The sequence below is a fragment of the Micromonospora sp. WMMB482 genome (assembly GCF_019038635.1).
GTDB classification, from domain to species: Bacteria; Actinomycetota; Actinomycetes; order Mycobacteriales; family Micromonosporaceae; genus Micromonospora; species Micromonospora marina.
Window position 1 is genome coordinate 4,634,773 of record NZ_JAHOPD010000020.1, and the last position, 16,672, is coordinate 4,651,444.

15 protein-coding genes are annotated in these 16,672 nt (G+C 73.0%); 10 read left to right on the top strand and 5 right to left on the bottom strand.

Annotation, left to right across the window (positions count from 1 at the left end):
- The first annotated feature begins 48 nt into the window (after positions 1 to 48).
- Positions 49 to 2,493 carry a bifunctional (p)ppGpp synthetase/guanosine-3',5'-bis(diphosphate) 3'-pyrophosphohydrolase gene (locus tag KSK32_RS23025; RefSeq protein WP_216936306.1) on the top strand — a complete coding sequence of 815 codons (2,445 nt, stop codon included), beginning with the start codon at positions 49 to 51 and terminating at the stop codon, positions 2,491 to 2,493.
- Between the two features lie 74 nt (positions 2,494 to 2,567).
- Here KSK32_RS23025 and KSK32_RS23030 read toward each other — a convergent pair whose 3' ends face one another.
- Positions 2,568 to 3,407 (bottom strand): peptidylprolyl isomerase, encoded by an 840-nt coding sequence (locus KSK32_RS23030; RefSeq protein WP_216933078.1) that lies wholly within the window; start codon positions 3,405 to 3,407, stop codon positions 2,568 to 2,570.
- An 83-nt stretch (positions 3,408 to 3,490) separates the two neighbouring features.
- A complete protein-coding gene (locus tag KSK32_RS23035) occupies positions 3,491 to 4,360 on the bottom strand; it encodes a peptidylprolyl isomerase (protein WP_216933079.1) in 870 nt (289 codons plus the stop codon).
- 236 nt (positions 4,361 to 4,596) lie between these two features.
- Here KSK32_RS23035 and KSK32_RS23040 point away from each other — a divergent pair, with 236 nt between their 5' ends.
- Genes KSK32_RS23040 through KSK32_RS23050 form a run of 3 tightly spaced genes read left to right on the top strand, consistent with a single transcriptional unit; the run spans position 4,597 to position 7,686 of the window.
- Positions 4,597 to 5,316, top strand: a complete 720-nt coding sequence (locus tag KSK32_RS23040) for an MBL fold metallo-hydrolase (RefSeq protein WP_216933080.1) — start codon at positions 4,597 to 4,599, stop codon at positions 5,314 to 5,316.
- Between the two features lie 39 nt (positions 5,317 to 5,355).
- Complete coding sequence (gene hisS / locus KSK32_RS23045) at positions 5,356 to 6,696, top strand: histidine--tRNA ligase (RefSeq protein ID WP_216933081.1); 1,341 nt, start codon at positions 5,356 to 5,358, stop codon at positions 6,694 to 6,696.
- 51 nt (positions 6,697 to 6,747) lie between these two features.
- Entirely contained in the window at positions 6,748 to 7,686 is a 939-nt protein-coding gene (locus KSK32_RS23050; RefSeq protein WP_216933082.1) for an acyl-ACP desaturase, read from the top strand.
- A gap of 107 nt (positions 7,687 to 7,793) precedes the next feature.
- Here the strand turns inward: KSK32_RS23050 and KSK32_RS23055 are convergent, their stop codons facing one another.
- Positions 7,794 to 8,294 (bottom strand): PaaI family thioesterase, encoded by a 501-nt coding sequence (locus tag KSK32_RS23055; RefSeq protein WP_216933083.1) that lies wholly within the window; start codon positions 8,292 to 8,294, stop codon positions 7,794 to 7,796.
- Positions 8,295 to 8,350: 56 nt separating this feature from the next.
- Between KSK32_RS23055 and KSK32_RS23060 the strand changes: the two genes are divergently transcribed.
- Both KSK32_RS23060 and KSK32_RS23065 read left to right on the top strand, forming a co-directional pair.
- Complete coding sequence (locus KSK32_RS23060) at positions 8,351 to 8,827, top strand: helix-turn-helix domain-containing protein (protein WP_216933084.1); 477 nt, start codon at positions 8,351 to 8,353, stop codon at positions 8,825 to 8,827.
- Between the two features lie 200 nt (positions 8,828 to 9,027).
- Positions 9,028 to 10,074 (top strand): S1 family peptidase, encoded by a 1,047-nt coding sequence (locus KSK32_RS23065; RefSeq protein ID WP_216933085.1) that lies wholly within the window; start codon positions 9,028 to 9,030, stop codon positions 10,072 to 10,074.
- Between the two features lie 55 nt (positions 10,075 to 10,129).
- Here KSK32_RS23065 and KSK32_RS23070 read toward each other — a convergent pair whose 3' ends face one another.
- Entirely contained in the window at positions 10,130 to 10,828 is a 699-nt protein-coding gene (locus KSK32_RS23070) for a DUF998 domain-containing protein (RefSeq protein WP_216933086.1), read from the bottom strand.
- Between the two features lie 149 nt (positions 10,829 to 10,977).
- Between KSK32_RS23070 and aspS the strand changes: the two genes are divergently transcribed.
- From aspS to KSK32_RS23090, 4 genes are all read left to right on the top strand, one after another.
- Positions 10,978 to 12,783, top strand: a complete 1,806-nt coding sequence (gene aspS, locus KSK32_RS23075; protein WP_216936307.1) for an aspartate--tRNA ligase — start codon at positions 10,978 to 10,980, stop codon at positions 12,781 to 12,783.
- 64 nt (positions 12,784 to 12,847) lie between these two features.
- Entirely contained in the window at positions 12,848 to 13,657 is an 810-nt protein-coding gene (locus KSK32_RS23080) for a sugar nucleotide-binding protein (protein WP_216933087.1), read from the top strand.
- A gap of 61 nt (positions 13,658 to 13,718) precedes the next feature.
- Positions 13,719 to 14,342 (top strand): helix-turn-helix transcriptional regulator, encoded by a 624-nt coding sequence (locus tag KSK32_RS23085; RefSeq protein WP_216933088.1) that lies wholly within the window; start codon positions 13,719 to 13,721, stop codon positions 14,340 to 14,342.
- Positions 14,339 to 15,760 carry an MFS transporter gene (locus KSK32_RS23090; protein WP_216933089.1) on the top strand — a complete coding sequence of 474 codons (1,422 nt, stop codon included), beginning with the start codon at positions 14,339 to 14,341 and terminating at the stop codon, positions 15,758 to 15,760. The genes KSK32_RS23085 and KSK32_RS23090 overlap by 4 nt, the downstream gene beginning before the upstream one ends.
- Positions 15,761 to 15,880: 120 nt before the next feature.
- Here the strand turns inward: KSK32_RS23090 and KSK32_RS23095 are convergent, their stop codons facing one another.
- Positions 15,881 to 16,621, bottom strand: coding sequence for a GNAT family N-acetyltransferase (locus tag KSK32_RS23095; protein WP_216933090.1), 741 nt, complete (start codon positions 16,619 to 16,621; stop codon positions 15,881 to 15,883).
- Between the last annotated feature and the right edge of the window lie 51 nt (positions 16,622 to 16,672).

Genomic DNA, 16,672 nt, shown 5'->3' on the forward strand with positions numbered 1-16,672 from the left:
CCCCGGCGAGCGGTGAGGAGGCCGGTGTCCCACGATGTCGTCCCTCCGGTGGAGGGCACGGTGCACCCGACAGGCGACGCGGACGGCTCGGTGACCGAGCGTAGTGGCAACCCGCCGGTCCGGGCGACCGGCGCCACCGGCGGCGCGTCCGACGCGACGGCCGACGGCGGGGCGGTCGTGGTGCCGTTCCCGACCGAGGGCAACGAAGCCACGCCCGGCAGCGGTTTCGCCCTCTCCAACGCGCCCACCGGTCGGCGGGTACGCGCCCGGCTGGCCCGGTTCAACGCGCCCTGGCAGACCTCGCAGGTCAGCGAGGTGCTGGAGCCGCTGATCGCTACGCACCGGGAGAACCATCCGAAGGCCGACGCGCGGCTGCTCCAGCGCGCCTTCGACACGGCCGCGCGGTGGCACTCGGGGCAGTACCGCAAGTCCGGCGACCCCTACATCACGCATCCCCTCGCCGTGGCGACCATCCTGGCGAACCTGGGCATGGACACCACCACGCTTGTCGCGGCGCTGCTGCACGACACCATCGAGGACACGGAGTACACGCTCGACCAGATGCGTGGCGACTTCGGTGGTGAGGTCGCGCTGCTCGTCGACGGCGTCACCAAGCTCGACAAGGTCAAGCTCGGCGACGCGGCCAAGGCCGAGACCATCCGCAAGATGGTCGTGGCGATGGCGAAGGACCCGCGCGTCCTGGTGATCAAGCTGGCTGACCGGCTGCACAACATGCGGACGCTCACCTTCCTGCCCCGCCCCAAGCAGGAGCAGAAGGCCAAGGAGACGCTGGAGATCCTGGCTCCGCTGGCGCACCGCCTCGGTATGAACACGATCAAGTGGGAGCTGGAGGATCTCGCCTTCGGCACGCTGTTCCCGAAGCGGTTCGAGGAGATCAACCGGCTGATCGGGGAGCACCAGCCGCAGCGGGAGGCGCTGCTGCGCCAGGTGACCCAGAAGGTGTCCACCGACCTGAAGGCCGCCAAGATCAAGGCGGAGACCACCGGGCGGCCGAAGCACCTCTACTCGATCTACCAGAAGATGATCGTGCGGGGGCGCGACTTCAACGACATCTACGACCTGGTGGGTGTGCGGATCCTGGTCGACACGGTGCGCGACTGCTACGCGGCGCTGGGGGTCATCCACGCCAACTGGCAGCCGGTGCCGGGCCGGTTCAAGGACTACATCGCCATGCCCAAGTTCAACATGTACCAGTCGTTGCACACGACTGTCATCGGGCCCACCGGCAAGCCGGTGGAGATGCAGATCCGCACGTACGCGATGCACCGCACCGCCGAGTTCGGCATCGCCGCGCACTGGAAGTACAAGGAGCACAAGGGCACCCCGGTGGTGGGCCCGCCCGCGCACATCGACGAGATGACGTGGCTGCGGCAGCTGCTGGACTGGCAGCGCGAGGCGGCCGACCCGAGCGAGTTCCTGGACGCGCTGCGGTTCGACCTGTCCAGCCAGGAGGTGTACGTCTTCACCCCCAAGGGCGACGTCATCCCGCTGCCGACCGGGTCGACGCCGGTGGACTTCGCGTACGCGGTGCACACCGAGGTCGGGCACAAGTGCATCGGCGCGCGGGTCAACGGCAAGCTGGTGCCGCTGGAGTCGACGCTGTCGAACGGCGACGTGATCGAGATCTTCACGTCGAAGTCCGACACGGCCGGGCCGACGCAGGACTGGCTGGGCTTCGTCAAGAGCCCGCGGGCGCGTACGAAGATCCGCCAGTACTTCAACAAGGAGCGGCGCGAGGAGGCGATCGAGGCCGGCAAGGACTCGATCGTCAAGGCGATGCGCAAGCAGGGCATGCCGTTGCAGCGGATGCTCACCTCGGACGCGCTGATGGCGATCGCCCGGGACCTGCATCTCGCCGACGTGGCCTCGCTGTACGCGGCGGTCGGCGACAGCCAGGTCTCCGCGCAGTCGGTGGTGCAGAAGCTGATGGCCTCCTACGGCGGCGAGGAGGGCGCGGCGGAGGACATCGCCGAGACCGCCGTCGCCACCCGGCCGCCGCGCAGCCGGCAGAGCAGCGCCGACCCGGGCGTGGTGGTCCGCGGTGTCAGCGACGTCTGGATCAAGCTGGCCCGCTGCTGCACGCCGGTGCCGCCGGACTCGGTGTTCGGGTTCGTCACCCGCTCCGGCGGGGTGAGCGTGCACCGGGACGACTGCGCCAACGCCGAGGACCTGCGCGCCCAGCCGGAGCGGGTGGTCGAGGTGAGCTGGAAGCTCACCTCCGCCTCCACGTTCCTGGTCGCCATCCAGGTCGAGGCGCTGGACCGGCACAAGCTGCTCGCCGACGTGACGCGGGTGCTGTCCGAGGAGCGGGTGAACATCCTGTCCGCGACAGTCACCACCACCCGGGACCGGGTGGCGGTCAGCCGGTTCAGCTTCGAGATGGCCGACCCGAAGCACCTCGGGCACCTGCTGGCCGCCGTCCGGAAGGTCGACGGCGTGTTCGACGCGTACCGGGTCACCTCGGGGGCCTGAGCCACCCCACGCACGCGAAAGCGCCCCCCGGCTGCGATCAGCCGGCGGGCGCTTCGTCGTCGTACGGGTGCGCCTCAGCCGCCCTCGACCGGGCTCATCGTCACCTTCGTCATGGTGATCTCCTTCTTCGGGTGACCACCGCCGGCCTGCTTGGCGAACGCACCGTCGTCACCGGCCTTGGCCACGTCCTTGACGATGTCCATGCCACCGGTGATGGTGCCCAGCACCGTGTAGTTCGGGTCGAGCGGCGAGTCGCCGTACACGATGAAGAACTGGCTGCCGGTGCTGCCCGGCTGGCCGGAGTTGGCCATCGCGATGACACCCTCCGGGTACGGCGGGCGCTTGTCCGTCGGCAGGTTCTCCTCGGCCAGGTTGTACGACGGGCCGCCGGTGCCGTCGGTGTCCCGCCAGCCCTTGCCGGTGGCGCTCGGGTCGCCGCACTGGAGCACCTTGATGCCCTCGGTGACCAGCCGGTGGCACTTGGTGTTGTCGAAGAAGCCCTTACTCGCCAGGTGGGTGAAGCTACCGGCGGTGCACGGCACCTTGGCGCGGTCGATCTTGGCGGTGATCGGGCCCAGGTTGGTGTCGATGGTCATCGTCTGGGTGCCCTTGCCGGACTGCTGGGCCGGCGGCAGGCCGACGTCCTTGATCTGCGGCGGCCGGCCCTCCTTGGGCACCTCCGTGTAAGCGCACTGGACGGCCCCGGCGGCGGCGGTCGTGCCGTCCTGCTCGTCGTCGTCGCCGAGCGCGGCGACGAGCCAGACCGTGCCGGCCACGACGAGCACCAGCACCGCCGCGGCCCCGACGATCGCCTGGGTCTGCCGGCGCTTGCGGGCCCGGCCGGCCCGTTCCGCCATCTCCCGCTCGAGCTTGGCCCGCGCCGCCGCGCGCTGGCGGTCTCTGGTGGACGTCACGGTCACTCCTCACCTGCTGCGTATGGGGTCGGCATGCGCGCCGCCGGGTCAGCCGACGGCCCGCCGCCTGCTCGCCTGTGTTCTCAGCCCGCGCTGGCGCTGGGCGACGGCGCGGGACTGCCGGCCGGCGCCGCGCCGGGCTCGCCGACGGTGACACTCTGGACCAGCACCTGCGTCTTCGGCTTGACCTTGGCGCCGTTGCCATTGTCCACCGTCGGCAGGGCGCCGATCTTCTCCACCACGTCGAGCCCGCCGGTGACCTTGCCGACCACGGAGTAGGCCGGCTTGGCCGGGCTGGCGTCCTTGAAGAAGATCAGGAACTGGCTGCCGTTCCTGCCGGGCGGGTTGCCGATCATGGCGACCGTGCCCTTCGGGTACGTCGCCGGTTGCCCGGGCGCCGGCGAGGCCGACGGGCTCGGCGCCGGCGCGGCCGGGACGTTCTCGTCGTAGAACGAGTAGGTCGGGCCGCCGAGGCCGGTGCCGGTCGGGTCACCGCAGCGCAGCGCGCCCTCGGCGGTGATCTCGTGGCAGGTGGTGTTGTCGAAGAACGACTGGCCGGCCAGGTAGCTCAGGCTCGCCGCGCCGCACGGCGCGTCGGTCTGGTCCAGTTCGACGGTGATCGGCCCGCCCTGGTTGGTGGTGATCGTCATCGGGCGGGTACCCGAGGTCGGCAGGCCCGTGGTGGGCGGCTCGCCGACGTCCTTCAGGTTGGTGTTGACGGCGCCGTCCTCAGCGGCCCAGAGGCAGACGTCCTCGGCGGCCGTCTTCTCCGGCTCGGAGTCGAACGCGCCGAGCGCCCAGGCGGAGCCGGCCACGATCAGCACGAGCACCACGGCGGCGCCCACGCCGGCCCGGATCTGCCGGCGGCGCTTCGCGGCCGCCGCCCGCCGGGCGAGCTGCCGGTCGAGCTTGGCGCGCGCCAGTTTGCGCTGCCGGTCCCTGCTGGAAGCCACGCGCGCTCCCCTTCCTCTGCCTGATCGCCGTCGGCGCCGGGCGCCGTCCGCCGTTCCGATCGGGGTGCGCCACGCCACACGCCCGCCAGAGTGTACGGGTAGCGACTGTGAATGTGGTGTACGAGGTCCCGCCGTCTCGATGCGGCCGGGGCGGACGGGGGCGGTGGCGGACGGAACTCGCTGGCCGTTACGACTAGGCTGCAGGCAGACGACGACCGGACGGAAAGGGGAGCGACGTGCTCGTGGCCGGCTTTCCCGCGGACGCCTTCGGCACCAACTGCTACGTGGTGGCGACCGGGCCGGGGGAGCAGTGCGTGGTGGTCGACCCCGGCATCGGGGTGCTCGACCGGCTCGACGCCGTGCTCGCCGAGCACCGCCTGCACCCGGCCGCCGTGCTGCTCACCCACGGCCACCTGGACCACACGTTCTCCGTCGCCCCGGTCTGCGGCGCGCGGGGCATCCCCGCCTACGTCCACCCGGACGACCGGGAACTGCTGGCCGACCCGAGCAAGGCGCTGTCGATGGACCTGACCCAGCTGTTCGGCGGCCGGCTGCCGTACGCCGAGCCGGACGACGTGGCCGAGCTGACCGACGGCGCGACGCTGTCGCTGGCCGGGTTGGAGATCACCGTCGACCACGCCCCCGGCCATACCGGCGGGTCGGTGCTGTTCCGGTTGCCCGGCGCCGGCTCGCCCTGGGAGGCGGAGCAGATCTGCCTCTCCGGTGACGTGCTGTTCGCCGGCTCGATCGGCCGTACCGACCTGCCGGGCGGCAGCATGCCCCGGATGCTGTCCAGCCTGCGGGACAAGGTGCTCCCGCTGGCCGACGACACTGTCGTCCTGCCCGGCCACGGCCCCGCGACAACGATCGGCCGCGAGCGCGCGACCAACCCGTACCTCGTCGAGGTGGCGGGCACCGGCGGCGCGCGCCCGGCCGCGCCCACCCGAGGCCTCTAGACCTCACCCGCGCCCGCGCGGGTTCTCAAGGAGTACGCCATGAGCAAGCCCACGCCCATCTCCGGTTTCCCCGAGTGGACGCCGGCGCAGCGGATGATCGAGCAGTTCGTTCTCGATCGCATTCGCACCACGTTCGAGTTGTACGGTTTCGCGCCGCTGGAGACCCGCTCGGTCGAGCCGCTGGATCAGTTGCTGCGCAAGGGGGAGACCTCCAAGGAGGTCTACCTGCTGCGCCGGTTGCAGGCCGACGCCGACGGCGCGGCCGGTGACGACGCGCTCGGCCTGCACTTCGACCTGACCGTGCCGTTCGCCCGGTACGTGCTGGAGAACGCCGGCAGGCTCCAGTTCCCGTTCCGCCGCTACCAGATCCAGAAGGTGTGGCGCGGTGAGCGCCCGCAGGAGGGCCGCTACCGGGAGTTCCTCCAGGCCGACATCGACATCGTCGACCGGGACACCCTGCCCGCCCACTTCGAGGCCGAGATGCCCCTGGTCATCGGTGACGCGCTGCGGTCGCTGCCGATCCCGCCGGTGCGTATCCAGGTCAACAACCGCAAGATCTGCGAGGGCTTCTACCGGGGCATCGGGCTGACCGACGCGGAGGCGGCGCTGCGCGCCGTCGACAAGCTCGACAAGATCGGCCCGGCCGGGGTGACGGAGCTGCTGGCGAGCACCGCCGGGGCGAGCGAGACGCAGGCCAAGGCCGTGCTGGCGCTGGCCGAGATCTCCGCGCCGGACGCCTCCTTCGCCGACGCGGTGCGCGGCCTCGGGGTGAGCGACCCGCTGCTGGACGAGGGCGTCGCGGAGCTGACCGCCGTGGTGGAGACCGCCGCCGCGCACGCGCCCGGCCTCTGCGTGGCCGACCTGCGCATCGCGCGGGGCCTGGACTACTACACGGGTACGGTCTACGAGACGCAGATGATCGGCTACGAGCGGTTCGGCTCGATCTGCTCCGGCGGCCGGTACGACAACCTGGCCAGTTCCGGCAACGTCCGGTTCCCGGGGGTGGGCATCTCGATCGGGGTGACCCGGATGCTCGGCCTGTTGTTCGGCGCCGAGGCGCTGTCGGTGTCCCGCTCGGTGCCGACCTGCGTGCTGGTGGCGGTCACCGCCGAGGAGGACCGGGCGGCCAGCGACGCGGTCGCGGCGGCGCTGCGGTCGCGGGGTGTGCCCACCGAGGTGTCCCCGTCGGCGGCCAAGTTCGGCAAGCAGATCCGGTACGCCGAGCGGCGCGGCATCCCGTACGTCTGGTTCCCGGGCGCGGACGGCGACGAGGTCAAGGACATCCGTTCCGGCGAGCAGGTGCCCGCCGCGGCGGGGGAGTGGACGCCGCCCCGGGCGGACCTGAAGCCGCTGGTCGGCCCGGCCGGCACTGGCGTCTGAGGACGTTTCGACCTACGGTGGCGTAAGTTACGCCACCGTAGGGAGAACGTCGTGACCGTGCTCAGCCAGACCGCTCTGCTCACCGAACTCGAGCCGGTGGTCGAGAAGAACCTCGACCGCCACCTGTCGCTGGCCAAGGAGTGGTTCCCGCACGAGTACGTGCCGTGGAGCGAGGGCCGCACCTTCGACGGCCCGCTGGGCGGCGAGGCCTGGTCGCCGGAGGACTCGACGCTGCCCGAGGTGGCGCGGACCGCGCTGATCGTCAACCTGCTCACCGAGGACAACCTGCCCTCGTACCACCACGAGATCGCCACCCTGTTCGGGCGCGACGGCGCGTGGGGCACCTGGGTGCACCGGTGGACCGCGGAGGAGGGGCGGCACGGCACGGCGATCCGCGACTACCTCACGGTGACCCGGGCGGTGGACCCGGTGGCGCTGGAACGGGCCCGCATGGTGCACATGTCGGCGGGCTACCAGAACGTCCACGACCAGGAGATGCTGCACTCGCTGGCGTACGTGTCGTTCCAGGAGCTGGCCACCCGCATCTCGCACCGCAACACCGGCCGCGCGACCGGCGACCCGACGTGCGAGGCGTTGCTGGCCCGGGTCGCCGCGGACGAGAACCTGCACATGGTCTTCTACCGCAACCTGCTCGGCGCCGCGTTCGAGCTGGCCCCGTCGCAGGCGATGCGGGCGGTGGCCGACGTGCTCGCCGACTTCCAGATGCCGGGCGCGGGCATCGAGGGCTTCGCCCGCAAGTCGGTGGCGATCGCGCTGGCCGGCATCTACGACCTGCGCCAGCACCGCGACGAGGTGGTGATGCCGGTGCTGCGGCAGTGGAACCTGTTCGACGTGACCGGCCTGAACGCCGACGGCGAGGCCGCCCGCGACCAGATCGCCGCCCACCTGGACACCCTGGAGACCCAGGCGGCCCGCTTCGAGGAGCGCCGAGCCGCCCGAGCCGCCCGCGTATCCGCCCGCACCGCCTGACTCCCGCCCCTCTCCCGCGCGATCTTGCACTTACGGCCCCCGCAAATGCCGCGAACACGGCGCAGCGGGGGCCGCACCTGCAAGATCGCCGAGAGCAGGCGGGCGGGTCAGGGGAGAGGGAAGATCAGGCAGGTCGAGGTGGCGTGGGCTACCAGGCGGCCGGCGGGGTCCGTGAGGCGGGACTCGGCCAGGGCGGTACGGCGGCCGCGCTGGAGCACGGTGCCCTCACATCGCAGCGTGCCGGTGTCGACGGTGACCGGGCGCAGGAACTTCACGTTGAGGTCCAGCGACGTGTAGCCGACACCGGCCGGCAGCGTGGTGTGCACGGCGCACGCCGCGGCGGTGTCCAGCAGCGTGGAGATGACGCCGCCGTGCACGGTGCCGAGCGGGTTGTAGTGGAACTCCTGCGGCAGCAGTTCGACCGCGACGCGCCCCTCCTCGGCCTCCATCCGGGACATGTCGACGAGGTGCATGATCGGCGGCGCGGCCAGCTCGCCGGCGATCATCGCCTGCATCAGTTCCAGCCCGCTGCGCCGGCCCAGGTGGGCGGCGCCGGCCGCCGGGTCGGACCAGGTGAACGTGCGGGTGCGCTCCTGCGTCTGTGTCATGGACTCAGCCTCGCAGCGCGTTGCTGAGTCTGTCAATCAGACCTAGCCTGGTCGGCATGAGACCCGCGGCACTGGACTGGTCGGTGGAGAACTGCACCATCGCACGCGCCATGGAGATCCTCGGCGAGCGGTGGACCCTCGTCGTGCTGCGCGAGGTCTTCAACGGTGTGCGCCGGTTCGACGACATGCGGGTGCGGACCGGCATCCCGCGCCAGGTGCTGACCAACCGGCTCGCCATGCTCGTCGAGCGCGGCGTGCTGCGCCGGGAGCCGTACCGCGAGCCGGGGAGCCGGCCGCGCCACGAGTACCGGCTCACCGAGATGGGCCTGGGTCTCTGGCCGGTGCTCGTCGCGGTGCTCGGGTGGGGTGACCGCTACCTGGCCGACCCGGAGGGCTCGCCGCTGAGCGTGGCGCACCGCGACTGCGGCGCCGAGGTCCGGGTCGCGTTGCGCTGCGCCGAGGGGCACGAGATCACCGAGGCGCGCGACGTGCTGCCCCGCCCGGGCCCGGGCGCCCACCGCCGCACACCCTGACCCGCTCTGACAGATGGTGTCGATGTTGTTGCTTCGGCGTTACATCGGGCGCCGGTCCAATCCGGGCAAAATCTTGTCTTGCTTACGATCTTAAATGTGTGAATACTTTGGGCAGCCGGGCGGTTTCCCCAGGTCGCCCGGGTTGTCCTCGGGCGCGCCCCCATGACAGCGCCCGTTCACCCCCATTCGGAGGTTGTTACATGCGACCCACGAGGTCCACGCTCCGCCGCGCCGCTGCCGTCGCCCTGGCCGGCACCCTGGCCACCGGCTCGCTGCTCGGCGCCCCCGCCCAGGCGGCCCCCGCCGCCGCCTCGCCCGACGCCGCGGCCACGCTCGTGGCCAAGCTCGGCGACCGCGCCGCCGGAGCGTACGCCGACGCCAGCGGCAAGATGGTCGTCACGGTGACCGACGCCGCCGCCGCCCGGCAGGTGCACGCCGCCGGCGCCACCCCGAAGCTGGTCACCCGGGGCGCCAAGCAGCTCCGGGCCGCCACCAGCGAGCTGGAGCGCTCCGCCAAGATCCCGGGCACCGCCTGGTGGACCGACCCGGCGACCAACCAGGTCGTCGTCTCCGTCGACAGCACCGTCACCGGCGCCAAGCTGGAGCGGGTCAAGGCCGCCGCCGCCCGCACCGGTGGCGCGGTCCGGATCGAGGCCGAGGCCGGCGTGCTGAGCACCCGGATCTCCGGCGGCCAGGCCATCTACGCCGGCGGCGGAGGCCGTTGCTCGCTCGGGTTCAACGTCCGCAGCGGCTCGACCTACTACTTCCTCACCGCGGGTCACTGCACCAACATCTCGTCGAGCTGGTACAGCAACTCCTCGCAGACCAGCCTGCTCGGCACCCGCGCCGGGACCAGCTTCCCGGGCAACGACTACGGCATCGTCCGCTACAGCAGCGGCTCGCAGCCGGGGAACGTCTACCTCTACAACGGCAGCTACCGCGACATCACCGGCGCCGGCAACGCCTACGTGGGCCAGAGCGTGCAGCGCTCCGGCAGCACCACCGGCCTGCGCAGCGGCTCGGTCAACGCCACCAACGCGACTGTCAACTACGCCGAGGGCAGCGTCTCCGGCCTGATCCGCACCAACGTCTGCGCCGAGCCCGGCGACAGCGGCGGTTCGCTCTTCTCGGGCAGCACCGCGCTCGGCCTCACCTCCGGCGGCAGCGGCAACTGCTCCTACGGTGGCACCACCTACTTCCAGCCGGTCACCGAGGCGCTCAGCCGCTACGGCGTCAGCGTCTACTGATCCACCGCACGCGAACGGGCCGCCGGGTGACCGGCGGCCCGTTCCGCGTACCCGGTCAGGCGCCCGCCTCCCGGCGGCCCGGAGTGACCGGCGGCCCGCCTGGGCGGGGCGGTTCCGCCGGCCGCGCCGTCCAGTGCCAATGGGCGCGCCGCGCGGACAGCACCGCCGCCAGCGGCCAGAGCGTCACCGCGAGCGCCGCCACCCGCTCGGCCAGCCCGGTCCGGGAGCCGCCCGTCACCTCGACCACCGACCAGCCGAACAACGCCAGCAGCACGGCCGTCACGGCCAGCGCGACCGGCCGGCGGAACGCCCACGGCGGCCGGCCCGCCGGGGAGGCGGCCACCTCACGCGGCACCCTGCGGGGCAGGCGCAGCGCCGTCAGGGCCGGCCACAGCGACAGCGCGAGCACCGCCACAGTGGCCACCACGCCGTGCGCCGGGGAACCGCCCACCTGCGGGCGGGGGAACGCGATGAGCGCGACGGTGGCCACCCCGCCGACCGCCAGCAGGAATCGGCTGGGCAGCCCGGCGGCGTGCAGCGCGGCGGCGGTGGCGCAGTAGCAGCACCCGAGCAGCACCAGCGCGCCGCCCATCAGCCACGGATCGGTCGCGCCCTCGCCGGCCAGCTCGCTGAGCGTGTCCCGCACCGGGTCGTATCCCGGCCCCTGGCGGGCCCCGGCCACCGTCCAGCCCGCCACCAGCAGCGCGGGCGCGGCGGCCGCGGTGGCCACGGCCCAGCTCGGTACGGCACGCACCCGGCCACGGTAACCGCCGGTGACCGCCTCCACCGGGCTTTGGAACGCTCCGGGACGGGCCGGGCTCGACGGGTGCCGGGGAGCGGGCCCGCCCGCCCTGACAGAATGCGGGGGAGCAGTGAGTGGACCAGATTGAGGAGACGCCAGCCGTGATCCGTACCCACAATGCCGGAAGCCTGCGCGCCGCGGACGCCGGCTCGACGGTGACGCTCGCCGGGTGGGTGGCCCGCCGGCGCGACCACGGCGGTGTCATCTTCGTCGACCTGCGCGACGCCTCCGGCGTGGTGCAGGTGGTTTTCCGCGAGGAGGACGCGCACGCGCTGCGCAACGAGTTCTGCGTCAAGGTCACCGGCGAGGTGACCCGCCGCCCGGAGGGCAACGAGAACCCGGACCTGCCCACCGGCGAGGTCGAGGTGACGGCGACCGCGCTGGAGGTGCTCTCCGAGGCCGCGCCGCTGCCGCTGCCGGTGGACGACCAGATCGAGGCGGGCGACGACATCCGGCTCAAGTACCGCTACCTGGACCTGCGGCGGGGCGGCCCGGCCAAGGCCATGCGGCTGCGCTCGCGGGCCAACCAGATCGCCCGCGGTGTGCTGCACGAGCGGGACTTCCTGGAGATCGAGACGCCGACGCTGACCCGCTCCACCCCGGAGGGCGCCCGCGACTTCCTGGTGCCGGTACGCCTGCAGCCGGGCAGCTGGTACGCGCTGCCGCAGTCGCCGCAGCTGTTCAAGCAGCTGCTGATGGTCGGCGGCATGGAGCGGTACTACCAGATCGCCCGCTGCTACCGCGACGAGGACTTCCGCGCCGACCGGCAGCCGGAGTTCACCCAGCTCGACATCGAGATGTCGTTCGTCACCGAGGACGACGTGATCGACCTCGGCGAGGCGATCGTCTCGGCGCTGTGGAAGAACCTCGCCGGCTACGAGATCGCCCGGCCGATCCCGCGCATCACCTGGCACGACGCCATGTCCCGCTACGGCTCCGACAAGCCGGACCTGCGCTACGGCGTCGAGCTGACCGAGCTGACCGGCTACCTGCGCGGCACCGGTTTCCGGGTGTTCGCCGGCGCGATCGACGCGGGCGGCTACGTCGGCGCGGTGGTCATGCCTGGTGGCGCGTCCCAGACCCGCAAGGAGCTGGACGGCTGGCAGGACTGGGCCAAGGCGCGCGGCGCGCGGGGCCTGGCGTACGTGGTGCTGGACGCCGAGACCGGCGAGCCGCGCGGCCCGGTGGCGAAGAACCTGTCCGAGGAGCACCTGGCCGGGCTGGCCGACGCGGTCGGCGCGAAGCCCGGCGACGCGGTCTTCTTCGCCGCGAGCACGGACACCCGCGAGGCGCAGGAGCTGCTCGGCGCGGCCCGGATCGAGATCGCCAAGCGGGCGAACCTGGTCGACGAGAGCGCCTGGGCGTTCTGCTGGGTGGTCGACGCGCCGATGTTCGAGAAGACGGACGACGGCGGCTGGACCGCCGTGCACCACCCGTTCACCTCGCCGAACGCCGAGTGGGTGGAGAAGTTCGAGGAGGCGCCGGACCGGGCGCTGGCCTACGCGTACGACATCGTCTGCAACGGCAACGAGATCGGCGGCGGCTCGATCCGTATCCACCGGGGCGACGTGCAGCAGCGGGTGTTCGACCTGCTCGGCATCACTGCCGACGAGGCGCAGGACAAGTTCGGCTTCCTGCTGGAGGCGTTCAGGTACGGCGCCCCGCCGCACGGCGGCATCGCGTTCGGCTGGGACCGGGTCTGCATGCTGCTGGCCGGCGCGGACTCGATCCGCGAGGTGATCGCGTTCCCGAAGACCCGGGGCGGTTTCGACCCGCTGACCGGCGCGCCCACCCCGATCACCGGGCAGCAGCGCGCCGAGGCGGGCATCGACGCCAAGCCGAAGGCGCCGGCCGGCCCGCACGCCGGCACCGCCGGCCCGGCCGCCCCGGTGGCCGACCCGACCTGATCCTCGCTTCCCGGACAGGCCCGCGTCATGATGGCGCGGGCCTTTCCGATCTTCAGGGGGACTGATGCACCTGCTCGTGGTGGGAGCCAGCGGCTTCCTCGGCGCCGAGGTGTGCCGGCAGGCGGTCGCCGCCGGGCACCGGGTGGCCGGCACGTACCACCGGGCTGCCGTCGCGGTGCCGGGCGTCGCGCCGCACCGGCTCGACGTGACCGACCGCGCCGCCGTGCGTGAGCTGCTGATCCGGGTACGCCCCGACGCGGTCGTCGCCACCCCCTATCGCTACGACGACTGGGCGGTCACGGCGGACGGGGCGGCCCACATCGCCGTAGCCGCCGCCGGGGTGGGCGCCCGGCTGGTGCACCTGTCCAGCGACGCGCTGCACGCCGGGCGTCCGAAGCCGTACGCGGACGAGGACGTGCCCACCCCGCTGCACCCGTACGGCGCGGCGAAGGCGGCGGCGGAGACGGCGGTGCGGGCGGTGGACCCGGGCGCGGCGCTGGTGCGGACCTCGCTGATCGTGGGGGAGGGCAGCAAGCAGATCCAGCTCTGCCGGGACGCGCTGGCCGGCCGGGCCACGCTGTTCACCGACGAGCTGCGCTGTCCGGTACACGTCGCCGACCTCGCCGCCGCGGTGCTGGAGCTGGTGCCGGGCGACCACGCCGGGCTGCTCAACGTGGCCGGGCCGGACGCGGTGAGCCGCGCCGAGCTGGGCCTGCTGGTGGCCCGGCACGACGGGGTGGACGCCGGCGGGCTGCGGACGACCACGATCGCCGCCGCCGGGCTGCACCGCCCGGGCGCTGTGGTGCTGGACTCGACCCGGGCCGCGGGGCTGCTGCGGACCCGGCTGCGCGGCGTCATCGAATTGTACGGCTAGTTGCACAGATTCTTTGCAAGCATCTTGTGCATGTGAAGTGTGCACAGATATTGTGCATCTCATGGAGGAGAAGAAGCGTCCCGAGGACCGCGCCGTCCGCATCGACCACCGGCAGGTGCGGGCCCTGGCCCAGCCGCTGCGCATGCGGCTGATCGGGGCGCTGCGCCTGGGCGGCCCGGCCACCGCCACCGCGCTGGCCGAACAGCTCGGCACCAACACCGGCGCGACCAGCTACCACCTGCGACAGCTCGCCGAGGTGGGCCTCGTGGTGGAGGACCCGAACCTCGGCACCGGCCGGCAGCGCTACTGGCGGGCCGCGCACGACGTCACCAACTGGGAGTCCAGCGACTTCGACGACGACCCGGACGCCCGGGCCGCCATCGAGTGGATCGAGGCGGACTACGTCCGCTTCTTCGCCCAGCACGCCGAACGGTGGTTCGCCCAGCGGCACCGGTGGTCGCCGGCCTGGCGTGACGGGTTCGGCATGGAGGACTTCTTCATGCGGATCCCGGTCGACCGCCTGGAAGCGATCAAGGAGGAGGTCTTCGCGGTCTTCGAGCGGCACCGCGACGAGACCGCTCCCGACGACCCCGACGCCGAGACGGTGCAGTTCTACCTCGCCGCCCTGCCGATGGACGCGGCCTACCCGCGGTCCGCCCCGCCGTCCGCCGAGGAGAAGCCGTGAGCGCGCTGTCCGTACGCCAGATCCGGTTCCGCTACCTCACGCTGTACGGCCTGCGCTGGCTGCCCAGCGGCCTGCTCATGCCGGTGATGATCCTGCTGATGCAGGAGCGCGGGCTCTCGCTGTCCCAGATCGGCCTGGTCGCCACCGCGCAGGGACTCGTCGTGCTGGCGCTGGAGCTGCCCACCGGCGGCTTCGCCGACGCCCTCGGCCGCAAGCCGGTGCTGGCCGCCGCCTGGGTGGTCGGCCTGGGCTCGCTGGCGCTGATGGCGGTGGCCGACTCGTTCTGGATGTTCTTCCTGGTCTGGGCGTTGCAGGGCGTCTACCGGGCGCTCGACAGCGGCCCGCTCGAATCCTGGTACGTCGACGCCACGCTGGCTGCCGACCCGAAGGCCGAGTACGAGCGCGGCCTCGGCTGGGCCGGCACCGTGATCGGCGTCGCCATCGGCGCGGGCGCGCTGCTCAGCGGCGGCCTGGTCGCGCTCGGCCCGGTCGGCCCGGTCAGTGCCCTCGCGCTGCCGGTGATTGTCGCCGCCGTGCTCCAGGCCGTCTCCATCGTGGCCCTGCTGTCGCTGATGGCCGAGCGGCGACCCGCGTCCGGCCCGGCCGCGCTGCGCGCCTCGTTGGTCGGCGCGCCCCGGATGGTCGGGCAGGCCGTCGGGCTGCTGCGCCGCAACCGCGTGCTGCTGGCCCTGGTCGCTGTCGAACTGTTCTGGGGCTTCGGCATGGTCACCTTCGAAGCGCTGCTGCCGGTGCGCCTCGCCGACGTCATCGGTGACCCGGGCCGCGCGGCGGCGCTGCTCGGTCCCGCCAGCACCGCGGCCTGGCTCGCCAATGCCGCCGGCGCCGCGCTCACCCCGTTCCTGCTGCGTCGCCTCGGCGCCGCCCCGGCCGCCGCGCTGATGCGGATCCTCCAGGGCGTGACAGTGGTCGGCATGGGCCTGCTGGCCGGACCGGTCGGCATCCTCATCGCCTACCTGGGCTGCTACGCCGTGCACGGCGCGTCGAACCCGCTGCACATGGGCCTGCTGCACCGGCAGGTCGACGGTCCTTACCGCACAAGCGTGCTGTCGCTGAACTCGATGGCCGGCCTGCCGGCCGGCGCGCTCGGCGCGGTGACGCTGACCGCGCTGGCCGACGCCACGAGCGTCAGCGTCGCCATGATCGTCGGCGCGGTGATGCTCGCCGTTGCCGCGCCGCTCTACCTGCCGGCCTGGCGGGCCGCCCGCCGGACCTCGCCGGACGTCCAGGTGGGACCGGAGGGCACGGGTGGCGGACCCGGTCACTCCGGCCTGGCGTACGAGCCGGCCGGCCCGGCCCTCGACGAAGCCGATCGTGCCTCCGCCGTCGCTGCGGGCGGGGCCGCCGGCCGGGGCGAGGCCGGGCCGGTGGTCGTGCCGACGTCGACGGCCCGCGACTGAACCAGGCCCGCACCCGCTCGCACCGGTAGGTAGCCCAGCACGCGGAGAGATCTTGGTCAGCGGGCGCCCCGATGAGGGCCGTTTCGTACCAGGATCTCGCGTGCCGGTGCTGCTGCCGCGTCAGGCGAGCTTGACGGAGGTGCGGTGCTCGGTGGCGGTGAAGCCGAGCCGGCGGTACAGCCGGATCGCGCCCGCGTTGTCCGGGTAGACGCCCAGCGCGACGGCGTCGTACCTGCCGAACAGGGCACACGTCATCCCGGCGGTCAGCGCCGCGCCCAGCCCCCGGCCGCGGCGGCCGGGCGCGACGGTCAGCCCGGCCAGGAAGCCGATGTCGCCGCGGCTGCGATCGGCGCCGCAGGCGAGCAGGCGGTCACCGTCGCGGATGCCGTACCAGTCGACGATGCCCGGGTCGCCCGGCCGGGAGGTGGTGCCCGGGAACGCCGCCTCGATCAGCGCGGCCAGCGCGGGGTGGTCGGCCCCGGTGAGCCGGACCACCCGCTCCTGCTCCGGCTGGTGCGGCGGCGGGCCGGTGCTCCAGAGGAAGTCCCAGTCCGCCAGCCGGGCCACCGGCAGACGCGCGGCCACCTCGTCGGGATCGGCCCGGGCCAGGTTGACCGACTGGCCGGCCCGTAGCGTCCCGTCCGCCCGCTGGGCGGCGAAGACGTCGAGCGCCGGGCCGGGCGGGCCGACCGCGCCGCCGGCCGACCACTCGCCCGGCGGGAGCAACCATCCCACCGCGCCGCCGTGCCGCCATCCGTGGACGGCCTCGCCGGGCCGGAGCGCGTGCCGGGCGAACGGGTGGTCACCGGCCGCGGTGAGCAGCGTCTCCCGCCCGCTCAGCGCCTCGTCGACCGTGATCATGTCGCCAGCCTATGAGCACCCCGGGCCGTACCGGAGGCCGGGCCACCGCCT